Source organism: Bradyrhizobium ivorense, from assembly GCF_900696085.1.
GTDB lineage: Bacteria > Pseudomonadota > Alphaproteobacteria > Rhizobiales > Xanthobacteraceae > Bradyrhizobium > Bradyrhizobium ivorense.
Map to the genome: position 1 here is coordinate 204761 of NZ_CAADFC020000005.1, position 16101 is coordinate 220861.

17 protein-coding genes are annotated in these 16101 nt (G+C 65.3%); 11 read left to right on the top strand and 6 right to left on the bottom strand.

What is annotated here, in order from left to right; genetic code table 11:
- Window positions 1-173 precede the first annotated feature (173 nt).
- Together CI41S_RS09785 and CI41S_RS09790 are read left to right on the top strand one after the other, a co-directional pair.
- On the top strand, window positions 174-767 hold the full coding sequence (locus CI41S_RS09785) for a L,D-transpeptidase (protein WP_139858754.1): 594 nt from the start codon (window positions 174-176) through the stop codon (window positions 765-767).
- 61 nt (window positions 768-828) lie between these two features.
- Window positions 829-1866 carry an amino acid ABC transporter substrate-binding protein gene (locus tag CI41S_RS09790; RefSeq protein WP_139858755.1) on the top strand — a complete coding sequence of 346 codons (1038 nt, stop codon included), beginning with the start codon at window positions 829-831 and terminating at the stop codon, window positions 1864-1866.
- A gap of 351 nt (window positions 1867-2217) precedes the next feature.
- Here the strand turns inward: CI41S_RS09790 and CI41S_RS09795 are convergent, their stop codons facing one another.
- Complete coding sequence (locus tag CI41S_RS09795; protein WP_139858756.1) at window positions 2218-3357, bottom strand: acyl-CoA dehydrogenase family protein; 1140 nt, start codon at window positions 3355-3357, stop codon at window positions 2218-2220.
- Window positions 3358-3502: 145 nt separating this feature from the next.
- Window positions 3503-4687, bottom strand: a complete 1185-nt coding sequence (locus CI41S_RS09805) for an acyl-CoA dehydrogenase family protein (RefSeq protein ID WP_139858757.1) — start codon at window positions 4685-4687, stop codon at window positions 3503-3505.
- Window positions 4688-4851: 164 nt separating this feature from the next.
- On the opposite strand from CI41S_RS09805, the gene CI41S_RS09810 reads away from it, so the two are divergent.
- A complete protein-coding gene (locus CI41S_RS09810) occupies window positions 4852-5397 on the top strand; it encodes a carboxymuconolactone decarboxylase family protein (protein ID WP_139858758.1) in 546 nt (181 codons plus the stop codon).
- Between the two features lie 276 nt (window positions 5398-5673).
- Window positions 5674-6168, top strand: a complete 495-nt coding sequence (locus CI41S_RS09815; protein ID WP_139858759.1) for a VOC family protein — start codon at window positions 5674-5676, stop codon at window positions 6166-6168.
- 98 nt (window positions 6169-6266) lie between these two features.
- Here CI41S_RS09815 and CI41S_RS09820 read toward each other — a convergent pair whose 3' ends face one another.
- From CI41S_RS09820 to CI41S_RS09830, 3 genes are all read right to left on the bottom strand, one after another.
- Window positions 6267-7484, bottom strand: coding sequence for an MFS transporter (locus CI41S_RS09820; protein WP_139858760.1), 1218 nt, complete (start codon window positions 7482-7484; stop codon window positions 6267-6269).
- Between the two features lie 132 nt (window positions 7485-7616).
- Window positions 7617-8861, bottom strand: a complete 1245-nt coding sequence (locus tag CI41S_RS09825) for an MFS transporter (protein ID WP_139858761.1) — start codon at window positions 8859-8861, stop codon at window positions 7617-7619.
- Window positions 8862-9197: 336 nt separating this feature from the next.
- A complete protein-coding gene (locus CI41S_RS09830; RefSeq protein ID WP_139858762.1) occupies window positions 9198-9689 on the bottom strand; it encodes a type II toxin-antitoxin system HicB family antitoxin in 492 nt (163 codons plus the stop codon).
- 81 nt (window positions 9690-9770) lie between these two features.
- Between CI41S_RS09830 and CI41S_RS09835 the strand changes: the two genes are divergently transcribed.
- The gene (locus tag CI41S_RS09835) at window positions 9771-10643 is read left to right on the top strand and encodes a protein-L-isoaspartate O-methyltransferase family protein (protein ID WP_139858763.1); all 873 of its coding nucleotides are present in this window, start codon (window positions 9771-9773) and stop codon (window positions 10641-10643) included.
- Here the strand turns inward: CI41S_RS09835 and CI41S_RS09840 are convergent.
- Window positions 10634-11323, bottom strand: coding sequence for a DUF938 domain-containing protein (locus tag CI41S_RS09840; protein ID WP_139858764.1), 690 nt, complete (start codon window positions 11321-11323; stop codon window positions 10634-10636). The genes CI41S_RS09835 and CI41S_RS09840 overlap by 10 nt on opposite strands.
- A gap of 404 nt (window positions 11324-11727) precedes the next feature.
- Here CI41S_RS09840 and soxX point away from each other — a divergent pair, with 404 nt between their 5' ends.
- From soxX to soxB, 6 genes are all read left to right on the top strand, one after another.
- Window positions 11728-12018: a sulfur oxidation c-type cytochrome SoxX gene (gene soxX, locus CI41S_RS09845; protein WP_139480147.1), complete on the top strand. Its 291-nt coding sequence runs from the start codon at window positions 11728-11730 to the stop codon at window positions 12016-12018.
- Window positions 12019-12050: 32 nt separating this feature from the next.
- Window positions 12051-12545, top strand: coding sequence for a thiosulfate oxidation carrier protein SoxY (soxY, locus tag CI41S_RS09850; protein ID WP_139858765.1), 495 nt, complete (start codon window positions 12051-12053; stop codon window positions 12543-12545).
- 22 nt (window positions 12546-12567) lie between these two features.
- A complete protein-coding gene (gene soxZ, locus CI41S_RS09855) occupies window positions 12568-12879 on the top strand; it encodes a thiosulfate oxidation carrier complex protein SoxZ (protein ID WP_139858766.1) in 312 nt (103 codons plus the stop codon).
- Entirely contained in the window at window positions 12876-13733 is an 858-nt protein-coding gene (gene soxA / locus CI41S_RS09860) for a sulfur oxidation c-type cytochrome SoxA (RefSeq protein ID WP_139858767.1), read from the top strand. Before soxZ ends, soxA begins: the two co-directional genes overlap by 4 nt.
- An 8-nt stretch (window positions 13734-13741) precedes the next feature.
- On the top strand, window positions 13742-14050 hold the full coding sequence (locus CI41S_RS09865; protein ID WP_430650011.1) for a hypothetical protein: 309 nt from the start codon (window positions 13742-13744) through the stop codon (window positions 14048-14050).
- A gap of 187 nt (window positions 14051-14237) precedes the next feature.
- Window positions 14238-15986, top strand: a complete 1749-nt coding sequence (soxB, locus tag CI41S_RS09870; protein WP_139858769.1) for a thiosulfohydrolase SoxB — start codon at window positions 14238-14240, stop codon at window positions 15984-15986.
- Window positions 15987-16101: the final 115 nt, after the last annotated feature.

Sequence of the window (16101 nt, forward strand, 5' to 3'; positions counted from 1 at the left end):
TGAGATTTGATGCTCTGAGCGCGATCAGCAAAAGTGGATACCGGTTTTGCGTCCGATCGCGCTCGATTAGAAAGTGGCGCATGATCTGATCGCCAAACCGCGTACACTTTGGCGGATCATGCGCATTTGGGTGGAGCAACTGCTTGGCCGCGCGCCAACAAGGAGAGCTTTGCATGACGAGACTTCGTCACCTGGTCTGGATGTTGATCGCCGCGGGCACTCTCGTGCTGTCGACATCGCAGGGCTTTGCCCAGGGCCGCCCGGACGCCGACGAGCCCGGTCTGGTCGCCGACGACAGCTACGAGCTCGATCCGGAATGGCAGAAGCAGGTGGTGTACTACCGCTCCAATGAGGCGCCGGGCACCATCATTGTCGCCACCGCCGAGCGCCACCTCTATCTCGTGCAGGGCAACGGCCGCGCGCTGCGCTACGGCATCGGTGTCGGCCGCGAAGGCTTTCAGTGGCAGGGCCTGGTGACCATCACCCGCAAGGCCGAGTGGCCGGACTGGGTGCCGCCGCCCGAGATGATCGCGCGCCAGCCCTATCTGCCGCGCTTCATGGCCGGCGGCCCCGGCAACCCGCTCGGCGCCCGCGCGATGTATTTGGGCACCACTGTCTACCGCATCCACGGCACCAACCGGCCCGACACCATCGGCACCGCCGTGTCGTCGGGCTGCTTCCGCCTGGTCAACAACGACGTCGCCGACCTCTACAACCGCGTCCCGGTCGGCACCAAGGTGATCATCCGCCAGAAGCCTGAACTGTAACCGCACCCGCTAGCCCGCCTCGACCTCCGTCCATTGTCCCGATCATCGCGAGAGATAACCCATGCGTACATTTCGAGGCGGCCTGATCATCGGGCTCGCGATCGCCGTGCTGGTTGCGGCGGCCGCCATCGTCTATGAATATTACGACACCCGCACGCTGAAGCGCACCGTTCGCCGCGGCGAGGTGCTGTGCGGCGTCAACAAAGGCCTGCCCGGCTTCTCGAACCCCGACGACAAGGGCAACTGGACCGGCTTCGACGTCGATTTCTGCCGCGCGGTGGCTTCCGCGATCTTCAACGATCCGACCAAGGCGAAGTTCGTTCCGCTCGACGCCAGCGAGCGCTTCAAGGAGCTGCAGAGCCGCAAGGTCGACATCCTCTCGCGCAACTCCACCTGGAGCATGTCGCGCGAGACCAATTACGACCTCTACTTCCCGGCGGTCGCCTATTATGACGGCCAGGGCTTCATGATCCCGCGCGCGCGCAACATCGATTCCGCGCTGGACTTGAATGACAGCAAGGTTTGCGTGCAGGCCAATACCACGACGCGGCTCAACCTCGCCGACTATTTCCGTGCCAACAATATGAAGTACACGGAGATGAAGTTCGAGAAGCTCGACGACGTCGTGAAGGCCTACAATTCCGGCCAGTGCGACACGCTGACCTCGGACGCCTCGCAGCTCTATGCGCTCCGCCTCAACCTCGCCAAGCCGGGCGACCACGTCATCCTGGCCGACATCATCTCCAAGGAGCCGCTGGCGCCGGTGGTGCGGCAGCGCGACGACGACTGGATGATGATCGTGAAGTGGACGCTCTACGCCATGATCAACGCCGAAGAACTCGGCATCACCTCGAAGAACATCGACGAGGCGCTGAAGTCGAAGAAGCCCGAGGTGATGCGGCTGGTCGGCACCGAGGGCAGCTATGGCGAGGACCTCGGCCTGACCAAGGACTGGGCTGCGCGCATCATCCGCCATGTCGGCAATTACGGCGAGATCTACGACCGCAACGTCGGCAGCGGATCCAAGCTGAAGATCCCGCGCGGCATGAACCAGCTCTGGAACGCCGGCGGCGTCCAGTACGCGCCGCCGATCCGGTGATCTCTCACCGTCATTGCGAGGAGCCAACGGGTCGCGCGAACGCGCGCCCGATGACAGGCTCCGCGACGAAGCAATCCACCTTTCCGCATATGCGGTGAGATGGATTGCTTCGCTTCGCTCGCAATGACGCGGGGGCTATATCAGCATCCTCCGCTGTCATCGCCCGGCTTGACCGGGCGATCCAGTACGCCGCGGCTTCTCGGTTCAAGCACCACCGTCTCTGGAGTACTGGATCGCCCGGTCAAGCCGGGCGATGACAGTGCGTTGTGTGGCGTCGAGCCGGGCGATGACGGCGAGTGTGCGGCGGCGCCCCCCGGCGATGACAGTGCGTTGCGTGGCGACGGCGCGTGCTCAGTAGCCCTTGCCGCGGGCGAGTTGGTCGGCGTGGAAATTGCTGTCGCCGAACAGTTCCTGGCAGACGCGGGCGCGCTTCATGAAGAAGCCGATGTCGAACTGGTCGGTCATGCCCATGCCGCCGTGCATCTGCACGCCTTCCTGCACGGCCAGCGTGGCCGTGGTGCCGGCGCGCGCCTTGGCCACCGCGACGGCGGTGCCCGCCTTGTCGACGCCGGCATCGAGCGCCTGCAGCGCCTTCAGGACTGCGGCGCGGGTGATCTCGATATCGATGTAGAGCTGGGCGGCGCGGTGTTGCAGCGCCTGGAATTCGCCGATCGCCTTGCCGAACTGCTTGCGCTCCTTCAGGTAGGTCACGGTGCGGCCGAACACCTCTTCGCTGAGGCCCACCATCTCCGACGCGACCGCGCCGCGGCCGATATTGAGCACGCCCTCAAGCAGCGCAAAACCCTGATCGACCTCGCCGAGCACGCTGTCGGCGTTGACCTCGACATTGTCGAACACGATGCGCGCCGCGTTGTGGGAATCGACCATCGCGGTGCGCTCGACCGCAAGCCCCTTTGCCTTCGGATCGACCAGGAACAGCGTCAGCCCGTCCTTGTCGCCGACGCTGCCCGCGCTGCGCGCGGCGACGATCAGCAGATCGGCGGTGTGGCCGTCGACCACGAACGCCTTGTCGCCCGACAGCTTAAAGCCGTTGCCGGAGCGCGCGGCCTGCAGCTTGGTCTGCAGCGGGCGATGCTTGGCGCCCTCGTCGATCGCGAGTGCCGCAAGCAGCGAGCCGTCGGAGATCTTCGGCAGATGCTGCGCCTTCTGCGCCACGGTGCCGCCGCGCGCCAGCGCCGAGACCGCGAGCACCGAGGTCGCGAGGAACGGCGACGGCATCAAGGTGCGGCCGATCTCCTCCATCACGATGCCGGCCTCGACGCAGCCGAGCCCGCTGCCGCCGAATTGCTCCGGCACCAAGAGGCCGGAAAATCCCATCTCGGCGAAGGTTGTCCAGAGCTCGCGCGAGAAGCCGGTGGCATCCTTGCCGTCGCGCAGACCGCGCAGATGCGCCACCGGCGCCTTGTCGCTGATGAGGCCGCGCGCACTGTCGCGCAGCATGGATTGTTCTTCGGTGAGGACGAGGGCCATTGGGAATCCGATCTAACGTTCTATGCAAGTATCTCTGAGTACGTCATTCCGTGACGCGTCGCAGACGCGAACTACGGTGCGCAATTGCGCACCTGAGAATCTCGAGGTTCCGGGTTCAATGCTGCGCATTGCCCCGGAACGACGGTTAGGCTCCCGGCAAATCCAGGATGCGCTTGGCCACGATACCAAGCATCACCTCACTGGTGCCGCCCTCGATCGAGTTGGCCTTGGTGCGCAGCCAGGCGCGCGGCCGGGCGCCACCCTTGGAGCGCTCGCTTTCCCATTCCAGCGCGTCGATGCCGCCGGCCGACATCAGGATCTCGTAGCGGCGCTTGTTGAGCTCGGTCCCGTAATATTTCATCGCCGACGAGAACGCCGGGTGCGACTGCCCCGCCTTGGCGAGATCGACCGCGCGCTCCGCCGCCGCGGCGAGCGCCGCCTCGTCGACCTCGAAGCTTGCGATCTGGCTGCGCAGCTGCGCGTCGTCGAGCTTGCCCTGCGCATCGGCGCCGATCGAATCGGCCGCGATCTGGCCGAGCGGACGGCCGACGCCGCGCTCGCCCATGCCAGAGATCATCGCACGCTCATGCTGCAGCAGATATTTTGCGACGTCCCAGCCGCGATTGACGGTGCCGACGACATGCGACTTCGGCACCCGCACATTGTCGAAGAAGGTTTCGCAGAACGGCGAGTAGCCCGAGATCAGCAGGATCGGCTTGGTGGTGACGCCCTTCGACGTCATGTCGAACAGAATAAAACTGATGCCGTCGTGCTTCTTGGCCGCCGGATCGGTGCGCACCAGGCAGAAGATCCAGTCGGCGTAGTTGGCATAGGAGGTCCAGATCTTCTGGCCGTTGATGATGTAGTCGTTGCCGTCGCTCTCGGCGCGGGTCTGCAGCGAGGCGAGGTCGGAGCCGGCGTTCGGCTCGGAATAGCCCTGGCACCAGCGGATCAGGCCGGCGGTGATCTTCGGGAGGTGCTCCTTCTTCTGCTCCTCGGTGCCGTATTTCAGCAGCGCCGGCCCGAGCATGGAGATGCCGAACGAGGTCAGCGGCGCCCGCGCGCCGATCGCCGCCATCTCCTGGCGCACGATCTTGGCCTCCTCGCCGTCGAGGCCGCCGCCGCCATATTCCTTCGGCCAGTGCGGCACGGTCCAGCCCTTGTCGCGCATCCGCTCGAACCAGACGCGCTGCGCCTCCGAGGAGAACTTGGCGTTGCGGCCGCCCCAGAACGTGTCGCCGTCGGAGGTCATCGGCTTGCGCATCTCCGCCGGGCAGTTCTGCCCCAGCCAGGCGCGGGTCTCGCTGCGGAATGTCTCGAGGTCAGCCATGTGCGTTTCCGGTCAAATATGACGAATTGCAAACGACCTTAGCCACCGCGTCGTGGAATTCAATATGTCTTGCGGACGCGCCATGCCGTGGCGCCGCTGGTCACCTCGCGCGATCGGGTGTATCGGCGAAGTGGGCGGCAATTGAAAAACAAGAGGAAACGGACATGCGGATCAAGCTCCTTCCGCCTGGCGAAATGAACCCAGCGCAAAAAGAGGTCTACGACGAGTCGATCGCCGGCAAGCGCGGCGCGCCGCCGGCGCCGATGATGGCCTGGCTCAACAGCCCGGAGATGGCGCGGCATGCCACGCGGCTCGGCGAGGTGCTGCGCTTCGACACCATTTTTCCCCCAAAGCTGTCGGAGATCGCGATCCTCGTCACCGCGCGGCACTGGACCGCGCATTACGAATGGTACGCCCACAAGCGGCTCGCGCTGAAGGGCGGCACGGATCCGAAGCTGATCGAGGACATCCGCGTCCGCCGCACGCCTGTTTTCGACGATCCCAAGGCGAAGATGATCTACGACGTCGCCAAGGCGCTGCATGAAGGCCACGGCCTGCCCAAGGGACTCTATGACGAGGCGGTCGAGGTGCTGAGCCTGCGCGGCCTCGTCGAGGTGATCGGCCTCTGCGGCTACTACACGATGGTGTCGATGACGCTGAACACGTTCGAGTTCCAGCTGCCCGGCGGCGAATTGTCGGAGCTCGGCTGATATCCTCTCCCTCTCCCCGCTCTTCGCGGGGCCGAGACGAGCGAAGCTCGCTCTTAGAGGGTTCGGGTGAGGGGCTCGCTCCGCAAACAAACTGAAAGTTGTACTCGCGGTGAATCCCCCTCACCCGGATCGCATCTACAATGCGATCCGGCCTCTCCCCGCAAGCGGGGCGAGGCGGAGCGCCGCTTCCGGAAACGATGGGTTTCGGAACTGATCAGTGTCCGATCTCCAGGCCAAGGCTTAGATTGCGGTTTAGAGAAACAACGGAGCCAGGCCATGCCGCAAAATCCTCCCATCATCGCGGGCACGCGGATCGGGCATGTCCATCTCAAGGTCGCCGATCTCGAACGTGCGCTCGGCTTCTATTGCGGCGTGCTCGGCTTCGAGCTGCAGCAGCGGATGAGCTCCGGCGCGGCGTTCATCTCGGCCGGCGGCTATCACCACCACATCGGGCTCAACACCTGGGAGAGCAAGGGCGGCCATCCGCCGCCGCCGGGCACCACCGGCCTGTTCCACACCGCCATCCTCTATCCGACCCGCCCGGCGCTGGCCGATGCGCTGCACCGGGTGCTGTCCGCCGGCATCCCGCTCGACGGCGCCAGCGACCACGGCGTCAGCCAGGCGCTGTACCTGCGCGATCCCGACGAGAACGGCGTTGAGCTGTACTGGGACCGCCCCGAGGCCGAATGGCCGCGCGACGCCGACGGCAAGATCGCGATGTTCACGCGGCGGCTCGATCTTGACGATCTGCTGAAGCAGCGGGTGACCTGACATTGTAGTCCGTAGCCGGATGCAGCGCAGCGAAATCCGGGGTCTCTCCATCGGGCGAGACTGCTCCCGGATTACGCTGCGCTCCATCCGGCTACGAGTTACGCCCGTCTGCGAACCATGATCGTCACCGCGGCGATCAGTTCGAGGCCGATGCAGCCGTAGAACGGCAGCGCATAGCTGCCGGAGAGATCGCGCAGCAGCCCGACCACGCCGGGACCGAACGCATAGGTGATCTGGTTGATCGCCGTGATCAGGCTGACCAGCACGCCGAAAGCGCGCGGATCGAACTCGCGCTGCACGATCAGCGCCGGCAGCGTGATCAGATTGCCGACCGAAAAGCCGAACAGCGCGCAGGCCGCGATCTGCGCGATATCATTGTGCACGTTGATGATGACGGCGAGTGCGATCGCCTGGCTGGTGAAGGACAGCGCCGAGGCCAGGCGCTGGTTGAGCCGGTCGATCACGAAAGAGAACGAGACGCGGCCGACCACTGCCATCGCGGTCAGCAGCGCCATCGCCACCGTGGCGCGTTCGCGGCCGATCACCTGGTCGAGATAGGCGATCAGATGAACGATGAAGCCGACCTGGGCGAACAGCACCAGCGCAAAGGCGACCGAGACCGAGAGGAAGCTGATGTCGCGCAGCGCCCGCGCGCGCACCTGAGTTGCCGACGGCGCGTCGGCGGCGGCCGCCGTCACCGCATGCAGATGCGCCGGCGGCCGGCCGACGAACAGCAGGATCACCGGCACCATCACCACGATCAGCAGCACCGCGGCGGCGATCATCGCGCCGGAGAAGCCGAAATAGCCGATGCCGGTCACCAAGAGCGGCACGCCGACGATGCCGCCAAAGCTCGCGCCGTTCAGCGCCAGGCTGATCGCCATGCCGCGCTTCTTGTCGAACCACAGGCCGAGCGTGTTGGTGATGATGCCGAGGCTGGTGCCGGCCCAGCCGAATGCCAGCAGCGCATTGGCGAGATAGAGCTGCCAGGGCTCGCGCACCTCGCCGATCGCAACCGCCGCGATCGCCATCGCGAAGGTGCCGGCGATCAGGCAGCTGCGCGCGCCGAACGCCTTGATCGCCTCGGCGACGAAGGCAACCAGCGCCGCGCCGAACAGATAGAAGAACGTCGTACCCGACGAGATCAGCGACGCCGGCCAGCCGCGCAGCCGCTGCAGCTCGGCGACGTAGACGCTCTGCCCGTAGAAGCCGAGCCCCCAGCCGAACGTCGCCAGCAGGAAGCAGACGACGACGATGCGCCAGCCCTCATAGCGCAGCGAGGCTTCATCTTGCGGGGAGTATGAGGATGCGTCCATTTCTTGCTCTTGCTTCTCACATCGTCACGGCCGGATTGATCCGTTGTCACGATGCAGGAAGCCTTGATGTAAGAAGCCTTGCAAGCCGATCATTTCGATCTGGATCGAACTGTCAGCAGATGGCAGCAAGAATTAGATGCTCGGATCGGGAATCTCGTCCATTGCGCGCAATTTCGCCCGGAGCTTCGCGAACGAGGCGAATGATAACACGGCGAGGCCAAGCAGCACCGGCGGGAACACGACGAGATTGACCGCGCTCCAGCCGTAATGCGCGAGCAGCTGGCCGGAGGAGAACGAGCCGATCGCCATCATGCCGAACACCAGGAAATCGTTGAACGCCTGCACCTTGTTGCGCTCCTGCGGCCGGTGGGTTTCCAGCACCAGCGCGGAGGCGCCGACAAAGGCAAAATTCCAGCCGACGCCGAGCACGATCAGTGTCGCCCAGAAGTGCGGCGCGGTGATCCCGGACAGACCGATCATCGCGGCCACCGCTTCGAGCGCGAGCCCGAGCGCGACGATTGCGGGGGCGCCGAACCGCGCGATCAGCGAACCCGTGAAGAAGCTCGGGCCGTACATCGCGACGATGTGCCACAGAATGCCGAAATTGGAATCGCTGACCGACAGCCCGCACATCTTCATGGCGAGCGGCGCCGAGGTCATCACCAAATTCATCATCGGATAGGCGATCACGCCGCACAGCGCCGCGGCGATGAAGCGCGGCTGCCTGGCGATCTCGAGCAGCGGACGGCCGCCATGCAGATCCGCCGCCGCCGGCTTTGGCGCATCGACGCCCGACAGCACCGCCATCGCCACCAGCGCGACGATTGCCTGCACCACGAAGGAGAATGCGAACAGATAAGGCGGCCAGAAATCCATGGTCCATTGCACGAGCTGCGGCCCGAGCACGCCGGCGAACACGCCGCCGGCCATCACCCACGACACCGCCTTGGGCCGGAACGCGACGCTGGCGCCGTCGGCCGCCGCGAAGCGATAGGATTGCGCCACCGAGCCGTAGAGCCCGCCGAGGAAGGTCGCGCCGCAAAACAGCCAGAACGCCGAATGCAGGATCGCCCAGGCGCCGAGCGCGCCGGTCAGCGTGCCGCAGAAGGTGCCGATAATGAAGGCGGTGCGCCGGCCATAGGCACGCGAGATCGCGCCGGTCGGCAGCGTGCCGGCGGCCATCCCGAGCACATACATCGAGAGCGGCACGGTCGCGAGCGAGACGTCCGGCGCCAGCGTCGCGCCGACGATCGAGCCGGTGGCGAAGATCACCGCCGAATTGGCGCCGGTCAGCGCCTGCGCCGCCGCGAGCCGCCACACATTGCTGCGCGCCCGCGCGTCGTCGGCGGTCTCATCCAAAGCTGTCACGTCGATCATCGGCAGTCCCGCGCCTGAAGCCCCTGCGGGAGCCCCGTGTCGCGGGCACTATGGAGACGCCGGATGTGCCGATCAACCGACGCAAACGGGCGCAGGCCATGCGAGGAGTGCACGGTGCATTGCGGGGCTCTCATGTGAAGCTTGCGCTTCCTTCAGTCCCGTCATCCCCGCACAAAGGCTTCGCCTTTGTCGCTGGAGGTGCGAGCTCTTGCGAGCCTCGAAGGATGAATCGGCCACCAGCCGGGCCGTCGACCCTTCGAGGGCCGCTGAAGAAGCGGCCACCTCAGGGTGACGGTAACGGAGATGGAGCTTGGGCGCGGGTTAGAGGCAGGCGCGCTACCGCACGCCCTTCTTGCCCGGCTTCTTCTCCGCACGCAGCGCGCCGGTCTTGTGCACCTTGGAGCGTGGCGGCGTGAGGCGCATTGTTGGAAGCCGCCACTCGAGCGCGATCGACGCAGCAAAGCCGAAGAAGCTGGAGCGGCTCATGCCGATCGATGCCGCGTGCTTATCGATCCGCGCAATCAGGCTCTTCGGCAGATAGACATTCACCCGCTCGGACGGATCCGGCGGGTCGACACCGACGATGAAGTAGGCGGCAACGTCCGAGCCCTTCGGCGGCACGATCTGCTCGATCGGCGTCGGCTCCGGCAGCGGCCGGCCCTGCTCGGCCCAGCCGTCGACGGTCTGCGCCAACGCCTCTTCGGCGCGCCCGATCGCGTCCTCCTGCGACTTGCCAGCGGCGACACAGCCCGGAAAGTCCGGAAACCATGCGCCGAATGTGCCGCGCGGACCGCGCTCCAGCACGGCCGGATAAAGCCGCCTCTTCATTCTGGCCTCCGTCATCGGAGTATGCTATTTCACACACCTGCCGTGTGTCAAATGACACATCGCGCGAGGGACAGCACCGCCATGGACCCGCAAGCCGAGCTCCGCATCATCCGCGCCGCCTATGCCAAGCAGATCATGGCCGCCGCCAATGTCGTCAATCCCAGCGTTGCGGCCGCCTTCGCCGCCGTGCCGCGCGAGGATTTCGTCGGCCCCGGGCCATGGCTGATGCTGCGCTGGTGGAGCCGCGACTATGTGCCGACGCCCGATGCCGACCCGGTCTATCTCTACACCGACGATCTGGTCGCGCTGGTCCCCGAACGCCGGCTCAACAACGGGCAGCCCTCGCTGCACGCCTATCTCATGCACCAGGCGTCGCCCGCCGCCGGCGAGCACGTGGTGCATATCGGCACCGGCACCGGCTACTACACGGCGCTGCTGGCGCATCTTGCCGGACCGTCCGGCCGCGTCACCGGCATCGAATATGATGGCGAGCTCGCCGCGCGCGCCCGCGACAATCTCGCGTCCTATGCGAATGTCGAGATCATCCCGGGCGACGGCACGCAGCTGGCGTTCGACACGGCCGACGTCATCTATGTCAACGCCGGCTGCACCCAGCCGGCCGCACGCTGGCTCGACAGACTTGCCGATGGCGGCCGGCTGATCCTGCCGCTGACATCGGACGAAGGATTCAGGGGCGGCGCGCTGGACCAGATAGCGCGGTCCGGCGCCGTGTTCCGGATCCGGCGCGAGGGCGCGGGCTATCAGGCGGCATGGATCTCACCGGTCGCGATCATTCCCTGCGACGGCGGCCGCAACGAGGCTTCCGAACGGGCGCTGGCCGAAGCCTTCGCCCGCGGCGGCTGGCAGAAGGTGACGCGGCTCTATCGTGATGCCGATATTCCCGACGAGCGCTGCTGGCTGCGCGGTGATGGCTGGTGCCTGGCTTACGATTGAATCGCATCCTTGCGCACGAACATCAGGATCATGTTGTTGGCCGGCAGCTCGAACGTCTCGGCCAATCGCAGGCCGACGCTGTCAGCCAGCTTCTCGAGATCGGCGATGTCGCGCACGCCCCATTCGGCGTCGCGTTCGCGCAGCGAGGTGTCGAACACCGCGTTGCTGAGCGCGGTATGCTTGCCGTCGCGCTTGAACGGGCCGTAGAGGAACAGGCGTCCGTCGGCGCGCAGATGCCTGTTAGCACCGGCGAACAGGCCTTCGGCGACGAGCCAGGGCGCGATGTGGATCACATTGGCGCAGAAGATCGCGCGCAGTTTGTCCGGACCTTTGCCGTCCGACGGCGCGACCGACCAGGCCGGATCGGACAGATCGATGCGCTGCGGCGGCCGGATGTTGCCGAGGCCGGCATGCACGCGCCAGGCCTCGATGCTGCGCAGATGCGCGTCATTCAGATCGCTCGGCCACCAGACGATGTCAGGCGTATGACCGGCGAACGACACGACGTGCTGGCCGGTGCCGCTGCCGGCCTCGAGCACGTCGCCGGATTGCCCGGCCAGGAAGTTCTTCAGCACCGCCCAGATCGGCGCGTGGTTGCGGTGGAACGCCGCCGCGTCGAGCCGCCCGTCGGCCTCCACCGGGCTGCCGTCCTTGCCGAACTCCACGACGAATTCTGCCACCGCATTCTCCTGTCAGCCTGTTTGTAGACTGTGTGTCCGCAACCCGCAAAGGCGGAACCGATGGCCACACTATCTAACCCGTCATCCTGAGGCGCGAGCCCTTGCGAGCCTCGAAGGATGCACGGCCACCAGCCGGGCCGATTCATCCTTCGAGGCTCGCCCTTGCGGCGCAGCTGCGCCGCAAGGCTCGCACCTCAGGATGACGGGACATACAGCACGTGTGCCCCCGGCACTATTAACCGCCCGCTCCGCCTCGCCGATTCTCCACATTGCCAGCCGATGGCCTTTGTGCTTTCCACTCTTTATATTGCGATGGGAACATCGAGATTGAAGCCCGGGAAGCGTCCTTGATCGTCACCTTTTCCAAGCCAGCTTTGGTTCTGGCACTGCTGGCAGGCGCGGCAATGGCGGGCCCTGCGCAGGCCCAATCCGTCGCCGAAGGCCAGAAGCTTGCCTTCGAGCGCAGCAAGGGCAATTGCCTGACCTGTCACGTCATCAAGGGCGGCGATCTGCCCGGCACGATCGGTCCCGAACTGAGCGGGCTGAAGGCAAAATACAGCCGCGACGAGCTGATCGCGATCGTATCTGACGAGACCAAGCGCAACCCGCAGACCGTGATGCCGCCGTTCGGACGCAACCGGATCCTGACCGAGAAGGAAATCAGCGCGGTGGTGGATTTTCTGCAGACGTTGTGATGCCGCAGCGTTCGCTTTTGGGAGATTTTGCGATGGAGATCACAAGCAACGAATTTTTCAAAACGCGCCGCCTGGTGCTGAAGGGCGCCGGCGTCGCCGCGCTGATCGGCCTCGGCGTCGTTCCGTTCGAGGTGCCGCAGGCGCTTGCCGCCGCCAACGACAAATATCCGGAAGAGGCGTTCAAGCAGAAGACCGAGGCCGAAGCGATCAAGGCGCTCTACGGCAAGACCGCAGAGCCCTCGGACAAGATCAAGTTGGACGCACCCGAAATCGCCGAGAACGGCGCCGTGGTGCCAATCTCCGCCACCACGACGCTTGCCGACGTCAGTTCGATCTCGTTCCTGGTCAGCGAAAACCCGATCTCGCTGGTAGCCTCATACAAGATCCCGGCCGGCACGCTGCCGAGCGTCGCCAACCGGATCAAGATGGCCAAGACCAGCAACGTCACCGTGCTGGTCGAAGCCGGCGGCAAGCTCTACAGCGCGGTCAAGGAAATCAAGGTCACCGTCGGCGGCTGCGGCGGCTGAGCCCAACCAAGGGACAAATCAGATGGCATCGAGCATTCGCGTGCGCGCCACGTCAAACGGCGACACCACCGAGGTGCAGGCGCTGATCCAGCATCCGATGGATTCCGGCTTCGTCAAGGACGCCAAGGGCGAGATCATTCCGCCGCATTTCATCCAGCAGCTCACCTTCGAATATGACGGCAAGGCTGTGTTCCTCGCCGACTGGGGTGGCGGCGTCTCCAAGGACCCCTATGTGAAGTTCGCCTTCAAGGGCGGCAAGAAGGGTGACGAGTTGAAGGTCAGCTGGGTCGACAACAAGGGCGCGACCGACAGCACCACGGCAAAGATTCAATGATGCTGCGTCTTGCAATCCGCACTGCCGTCGCGCTTGCGCTCGGCGTTCTGGCGCTCGCGCCGGCGGCGCGCGCGGCCGACACCGTCGATCCCGCAGCCGACAAGGCCGCCTTCCAAAAATTCTTCACCGACAAATTCCCCAAGCTGAAGCTCGAGGATTTCGTCAACGGGCCCTATTCGATGAATGAGGACCTGCACCGGCAGTGGGAAGAGAAGGAGCAGTTTCCGCCCTACGAGTTCTCGCTCGAGGCCGGCAAGGAGATGTTTTCAAAGCCGTTCAAGAACGGCAAGACCTACGCCGACTGCTTTCCGAACCAGGGCATCGGCATCCGCCAGAACTATCCCTATTTCGACGAGACGGAAGGCAAGGTCATCACGCTGGAGCTTGCGCTCAACCGCTGCCGCGAGGCCAATGGCGAGGCGCCCTTCTCCTATGTCAGGGACGACATGGCGGCGCTCACCGCCTACATGGCTTTTACCTCGCGCGGCAAGCTGATGGACATCAAGATCCCGAACGACCCGCGGGCGCTCGAGGCCTACCAGAAGGGCAAGGAGTATTTCTACACCCGCCGCGGCCAACTCAATTTCTCCTGCGCCACCTGCCACATCCAGAGCCCGGGCGAGCGGATCCGCGCCGAGGTGCTGGCGCCGGCGCTGGGGATTCTGAATGCGATGCCGATCTACCGGTCGGAATGGTCGGGCATGGGCACCACCAGCCGCCGCTTCACCACCTGCAACAGCCAGATCCGCGGCGTGCCGCTCAATCCGCAGGACGACGAGTATCGCAACCTCGAATACTATCTGTCCTATGTCAGCAACGGGTTGCCGATCTCGGGGCCGGGAGCCAGGCCATGAGACCCGCCATGAGAGCGACCACGATCTTCGCTGCCTCGGCCCTGCTGCTCGCGGGCGCGACCGCTGCGCTCGCCGCCTCCGAGGCCGACTACAAGGCGGCCTATGCCGCAGCCGAAGCCGCCAACAAGGAGGCCGGCGCCCTGCGCAACCAGTGGACCACGACCGCCGCGACGCTCGCTGCCGCAAAAAAGGCCGGTGATGCTGGTGATTTCGACACCGCGGTGGCGCAGGCCAAGGAGGCCGAAGCCCTGGCAAAGGCATCGATCTTCCAGGCCACCAGCGAAAAGGAACGCTGGAAGGACATGGAAGTTCGTTAGCGTATGGTGAGATGACAACGAGTACACCCCGCACCGGCGGTGCCCCACCTCTCCCATTGGGAGAGGTCGCGCCGGAGGCGCGGGTGAGGGATGACGGTCTCTCGTCGGAGCTGCGGCCCCTCCCCCGGCGCTGCGCGCCGACCTCTCCCCGGCGGGGAGAGGTGGAAGAGGCCGCGCGGAGAGAGTGATGATTATCCGCCGCCGGGATTTCCTGAAAGCATCGGCCGCCGCGACCTTGACGGCCGGCCTGCCGCGGCTTGCCCGCGGCGTCGACACCGCCAGCGTCTACGATCTGGAACGCTTCGGCAATGCGCGGATCCTGCACATCACGGACACGCATGCCCAGTTGAAGCCGGTGTTCTTCCGCGAACCCAGCGTCAACATCGGCGTCGGGTCGATGGCTGGCCAGCCACCGCATCTAGTCGGCAAGGCGTTCCTCGACCGCTTCGGCATCCGCCCCGACAGCGCCGACGCCTATGCCTTCAGCTGCGTCGAGTTCGAGAAGGCCGCCGCCCGCTTCGGCCGGCTCGGCGGCTTTGCCCATCTGAAGACGCTGGTCGAGAAGCTGCGCGCCGATGTCGGCGAGCGGCGCACGCTGCTGCTCGACGGCGGCGACCTCTGGCAGGGCACCGGGTTCGCCAACGCCATGAAGGGCGCCGACATGGTGGAGGCCGCCAACCTGCTCGGCATCGAGGCGATGACCGGGCATTGGGAATTCACCTATGGCGAGCAGGTGCTGCGCGACAATCTCGCCCGCTTCAAGGGCGAGTTTCTGGCGCAGAACGTGTTCCTGACCGAGGAGGCCGCGTTCAACGACGCCAAGGCGTTCGACCCGGCGTCAGGGCGGGTGTTCAAGCCATCAATCATCAAGGAGATCGGCGGCCACCGGGTCGCGATCATCGGCCAAGCCTTCCCCTATGTGCCGATCGCGCACCCAAAGCGCTTCACGCCGGACTGGAAGTTCGGCATCCGCGACGAGGAGCTGCAAAAGCTGGTCGACGGCCACCGCAACAACGACAAGGTCGAGGCGGTGATCCTGCTGTCGCACAACGGCATGGATGTCGACCTCAAGCTCGCCGGCCGCGTCACCGGCATCGACGTCATCCTCGGCGGCCACACCCATGACGCGATCCCGCTGCCGATCACGGTGACCAATGCCGGCGGCGTCACGCTGGTCACCAATGCCGGCTCCAACGGCAAGTTCATCGGTGTGCTCGATCTCGACCTCGCCAAGGGCAAGGTCGCCAACGTCCGCTATCGCCTGCTGCCGGTGTTCGCCGAGTTGCTGAAGCCCGACCCGGCGATGCAGGCGCTGATCGACAAGATGCGCCAGCCCTATGTCGACGACTGGGACGACAAGCTCGCCGCCGCCGACCGCCTGCTCTACCGCCGCGGCAATTTCTCCGGCACCGTGGACCAGCTGATCTGCGACGCGCTGCTCAATGAGCTCGAGGCCGAGATCACGCTGTCGCCTGGTTTTCGCTGGGGCCTCACCACGCTCGCGGGCCAGCCGTTGACCATGGAAGACGTGCTGTCGGAAACCGCAATCACTTATCCGGAGACTTACGTCGCCACCATGACCGGCCACCAGATCAAGGATGTGCTGGAGGACGTCTGCGACAATCTGTTCAACGTCGATCCCTATTATCAGCAGGGCGGCGACATGGTCCGCGTCGGCGGCCTCGCCTACACCTGCACGCCGGCCGAGACCGTCGGCAAGCGCATCTCCGAGCTGAAGCTCGCCAACGGAAAACATCTCGAGGCCGGCAAGAGCTACAAAGTCGCGGGCTGGGCCTCGGTCAATCAGCAGAGCGGCGCGCCGGTTTGGGACGTGGTGGCAAAGCATCTGCGCGCCGGCCGGCCGCCGAACCGCGACGCGCCCGGCGTGACGCTGAAGGGCGTCGACGACAATCCGGGCATCACAAAGCTTGGATGACGCGGCGGCGGATGAGTGTTGCCGCGCGGACCGAATGGATTGCCGCGTCGCTTCGCTCCTCGCAATGACGGGGTGACGTCACCATCGTGCCATCAGCTACATCTGGTCGTAACGT

Excerpts from the sequence above, each read along its gene's own strand:
- CI41S_RS09785 (WP_139858754.1), top strand. The coding sequence starts at position 174 with ATGACGAGACTTCGTCACCTGGTCTGGATGTTGATCGCCGCGGGCACT.
- CI41S_RS09790 (WP_139858755.1), top strand. The coding sequence starts at position 829 with ATGCGTACATTTCGAGGCGGCCTGATCATCGGGCTCGCGATCGCCGTG.
- CI41S_RS09795 (WP_139858756.1), bottom strand. The coding sequence starts at position 3,357 with ATGGCCCTCGTCCTCACCGAAGAACAATCCATGCTGCGCGACAGTGCG.
- CI41S_RS09805 (WP_139858757.1), bottom strand. The coding sequence starts at position 4,687 with ATGGCTGACCTCGAGACATTCCGCAGCGAGACCCGCGCCTGGCTGGGG.
- CI41S_RS09810 (WP_139858758.1), top strand. The coding sequence starts at position 4,852 with ATGCGGATCAAGCTCCTTCCGCCTGGCGAAATGAACCCAGCGCAAAAA.
- CI41S_RS09815 (WP_139858759.1), top strand. The coding sequence starts at position 5,674 with ATGCCGCAAAATCCTCCCATCATCGCGGGCACGCGGATCGGGCATGTC.
- CI41S_RS09820 (WP_139858760.1), bottom strand. The coding sequence starts at position 7,484 with ATGGACGCATCCTCATACTCCCCGCAAGATGAAGCCTCGCTGCGCTAT.
- CI41S_RS09825 (WP_139858761.1), bottom strand. The coding sequence starts at position 8,861 with ATGATCGACGTGACAGCTTTGGATGAGACCGCCGACGACGCGCGGGCG.
- CI41S_RS09830 (WP_139858762.1), bottom strand. The coding sequence starts at position 9,689 with ATGAAGAGGCGGCTTTATCCGGCCGTGCTGGAGCGCGGTCCGCGCGGC.
- CI41S_RS09835 (WP_139858763.1), top strand. The coding sequence starts at position 9,771 with ATGGACCCGCAAGCCGAGCTCCGCATCATCCGCGCCGCCTATGCCAAG.
- soxX (WP_139480147.1), top strand. The coding sequence starts at position 11,728 with ATGGCGGGCCCTGCGCAGGCCCAATCCGTCGCCGAAGGCCAGAAGCTT.
- soxY (WP_139858765.1), top strand. The coding sequence starts at position 12,051 with ATGGAGATCACAAGCAACGAATTTTTCAAAACGCGCCGCCTGGTGCTG.
- soxZ (WP_139858766.1), top strand. The coding sequence starts at position 12,568 with ATGGCATCGAGCATTCGCGTGCGCGCCACGTCAAACGGCGACACCACC.
- soxA (WP_139858767.1), top strand. The coding sequence starts at position 12,876 with ATGATGCTGCGTCTTGCAATCCGCACTGCCGTCGCGCTTGCGCTCGGC.
- CI41S_RS09865 (WP_430650011.1), top strand. The coding sequence starts at position 13,742 with ATGAGAGCGACCACGATCTTCGCTGCCTCGGCCCTGCTGCTCGCGGGC.
- soxB (WP_139858769.1), top strand. The coding sequence starts at position 14,238 with ATGATTATCCGCCGCCGGGATTTCCTGAAAGCATCGGCCGCCGCGACC.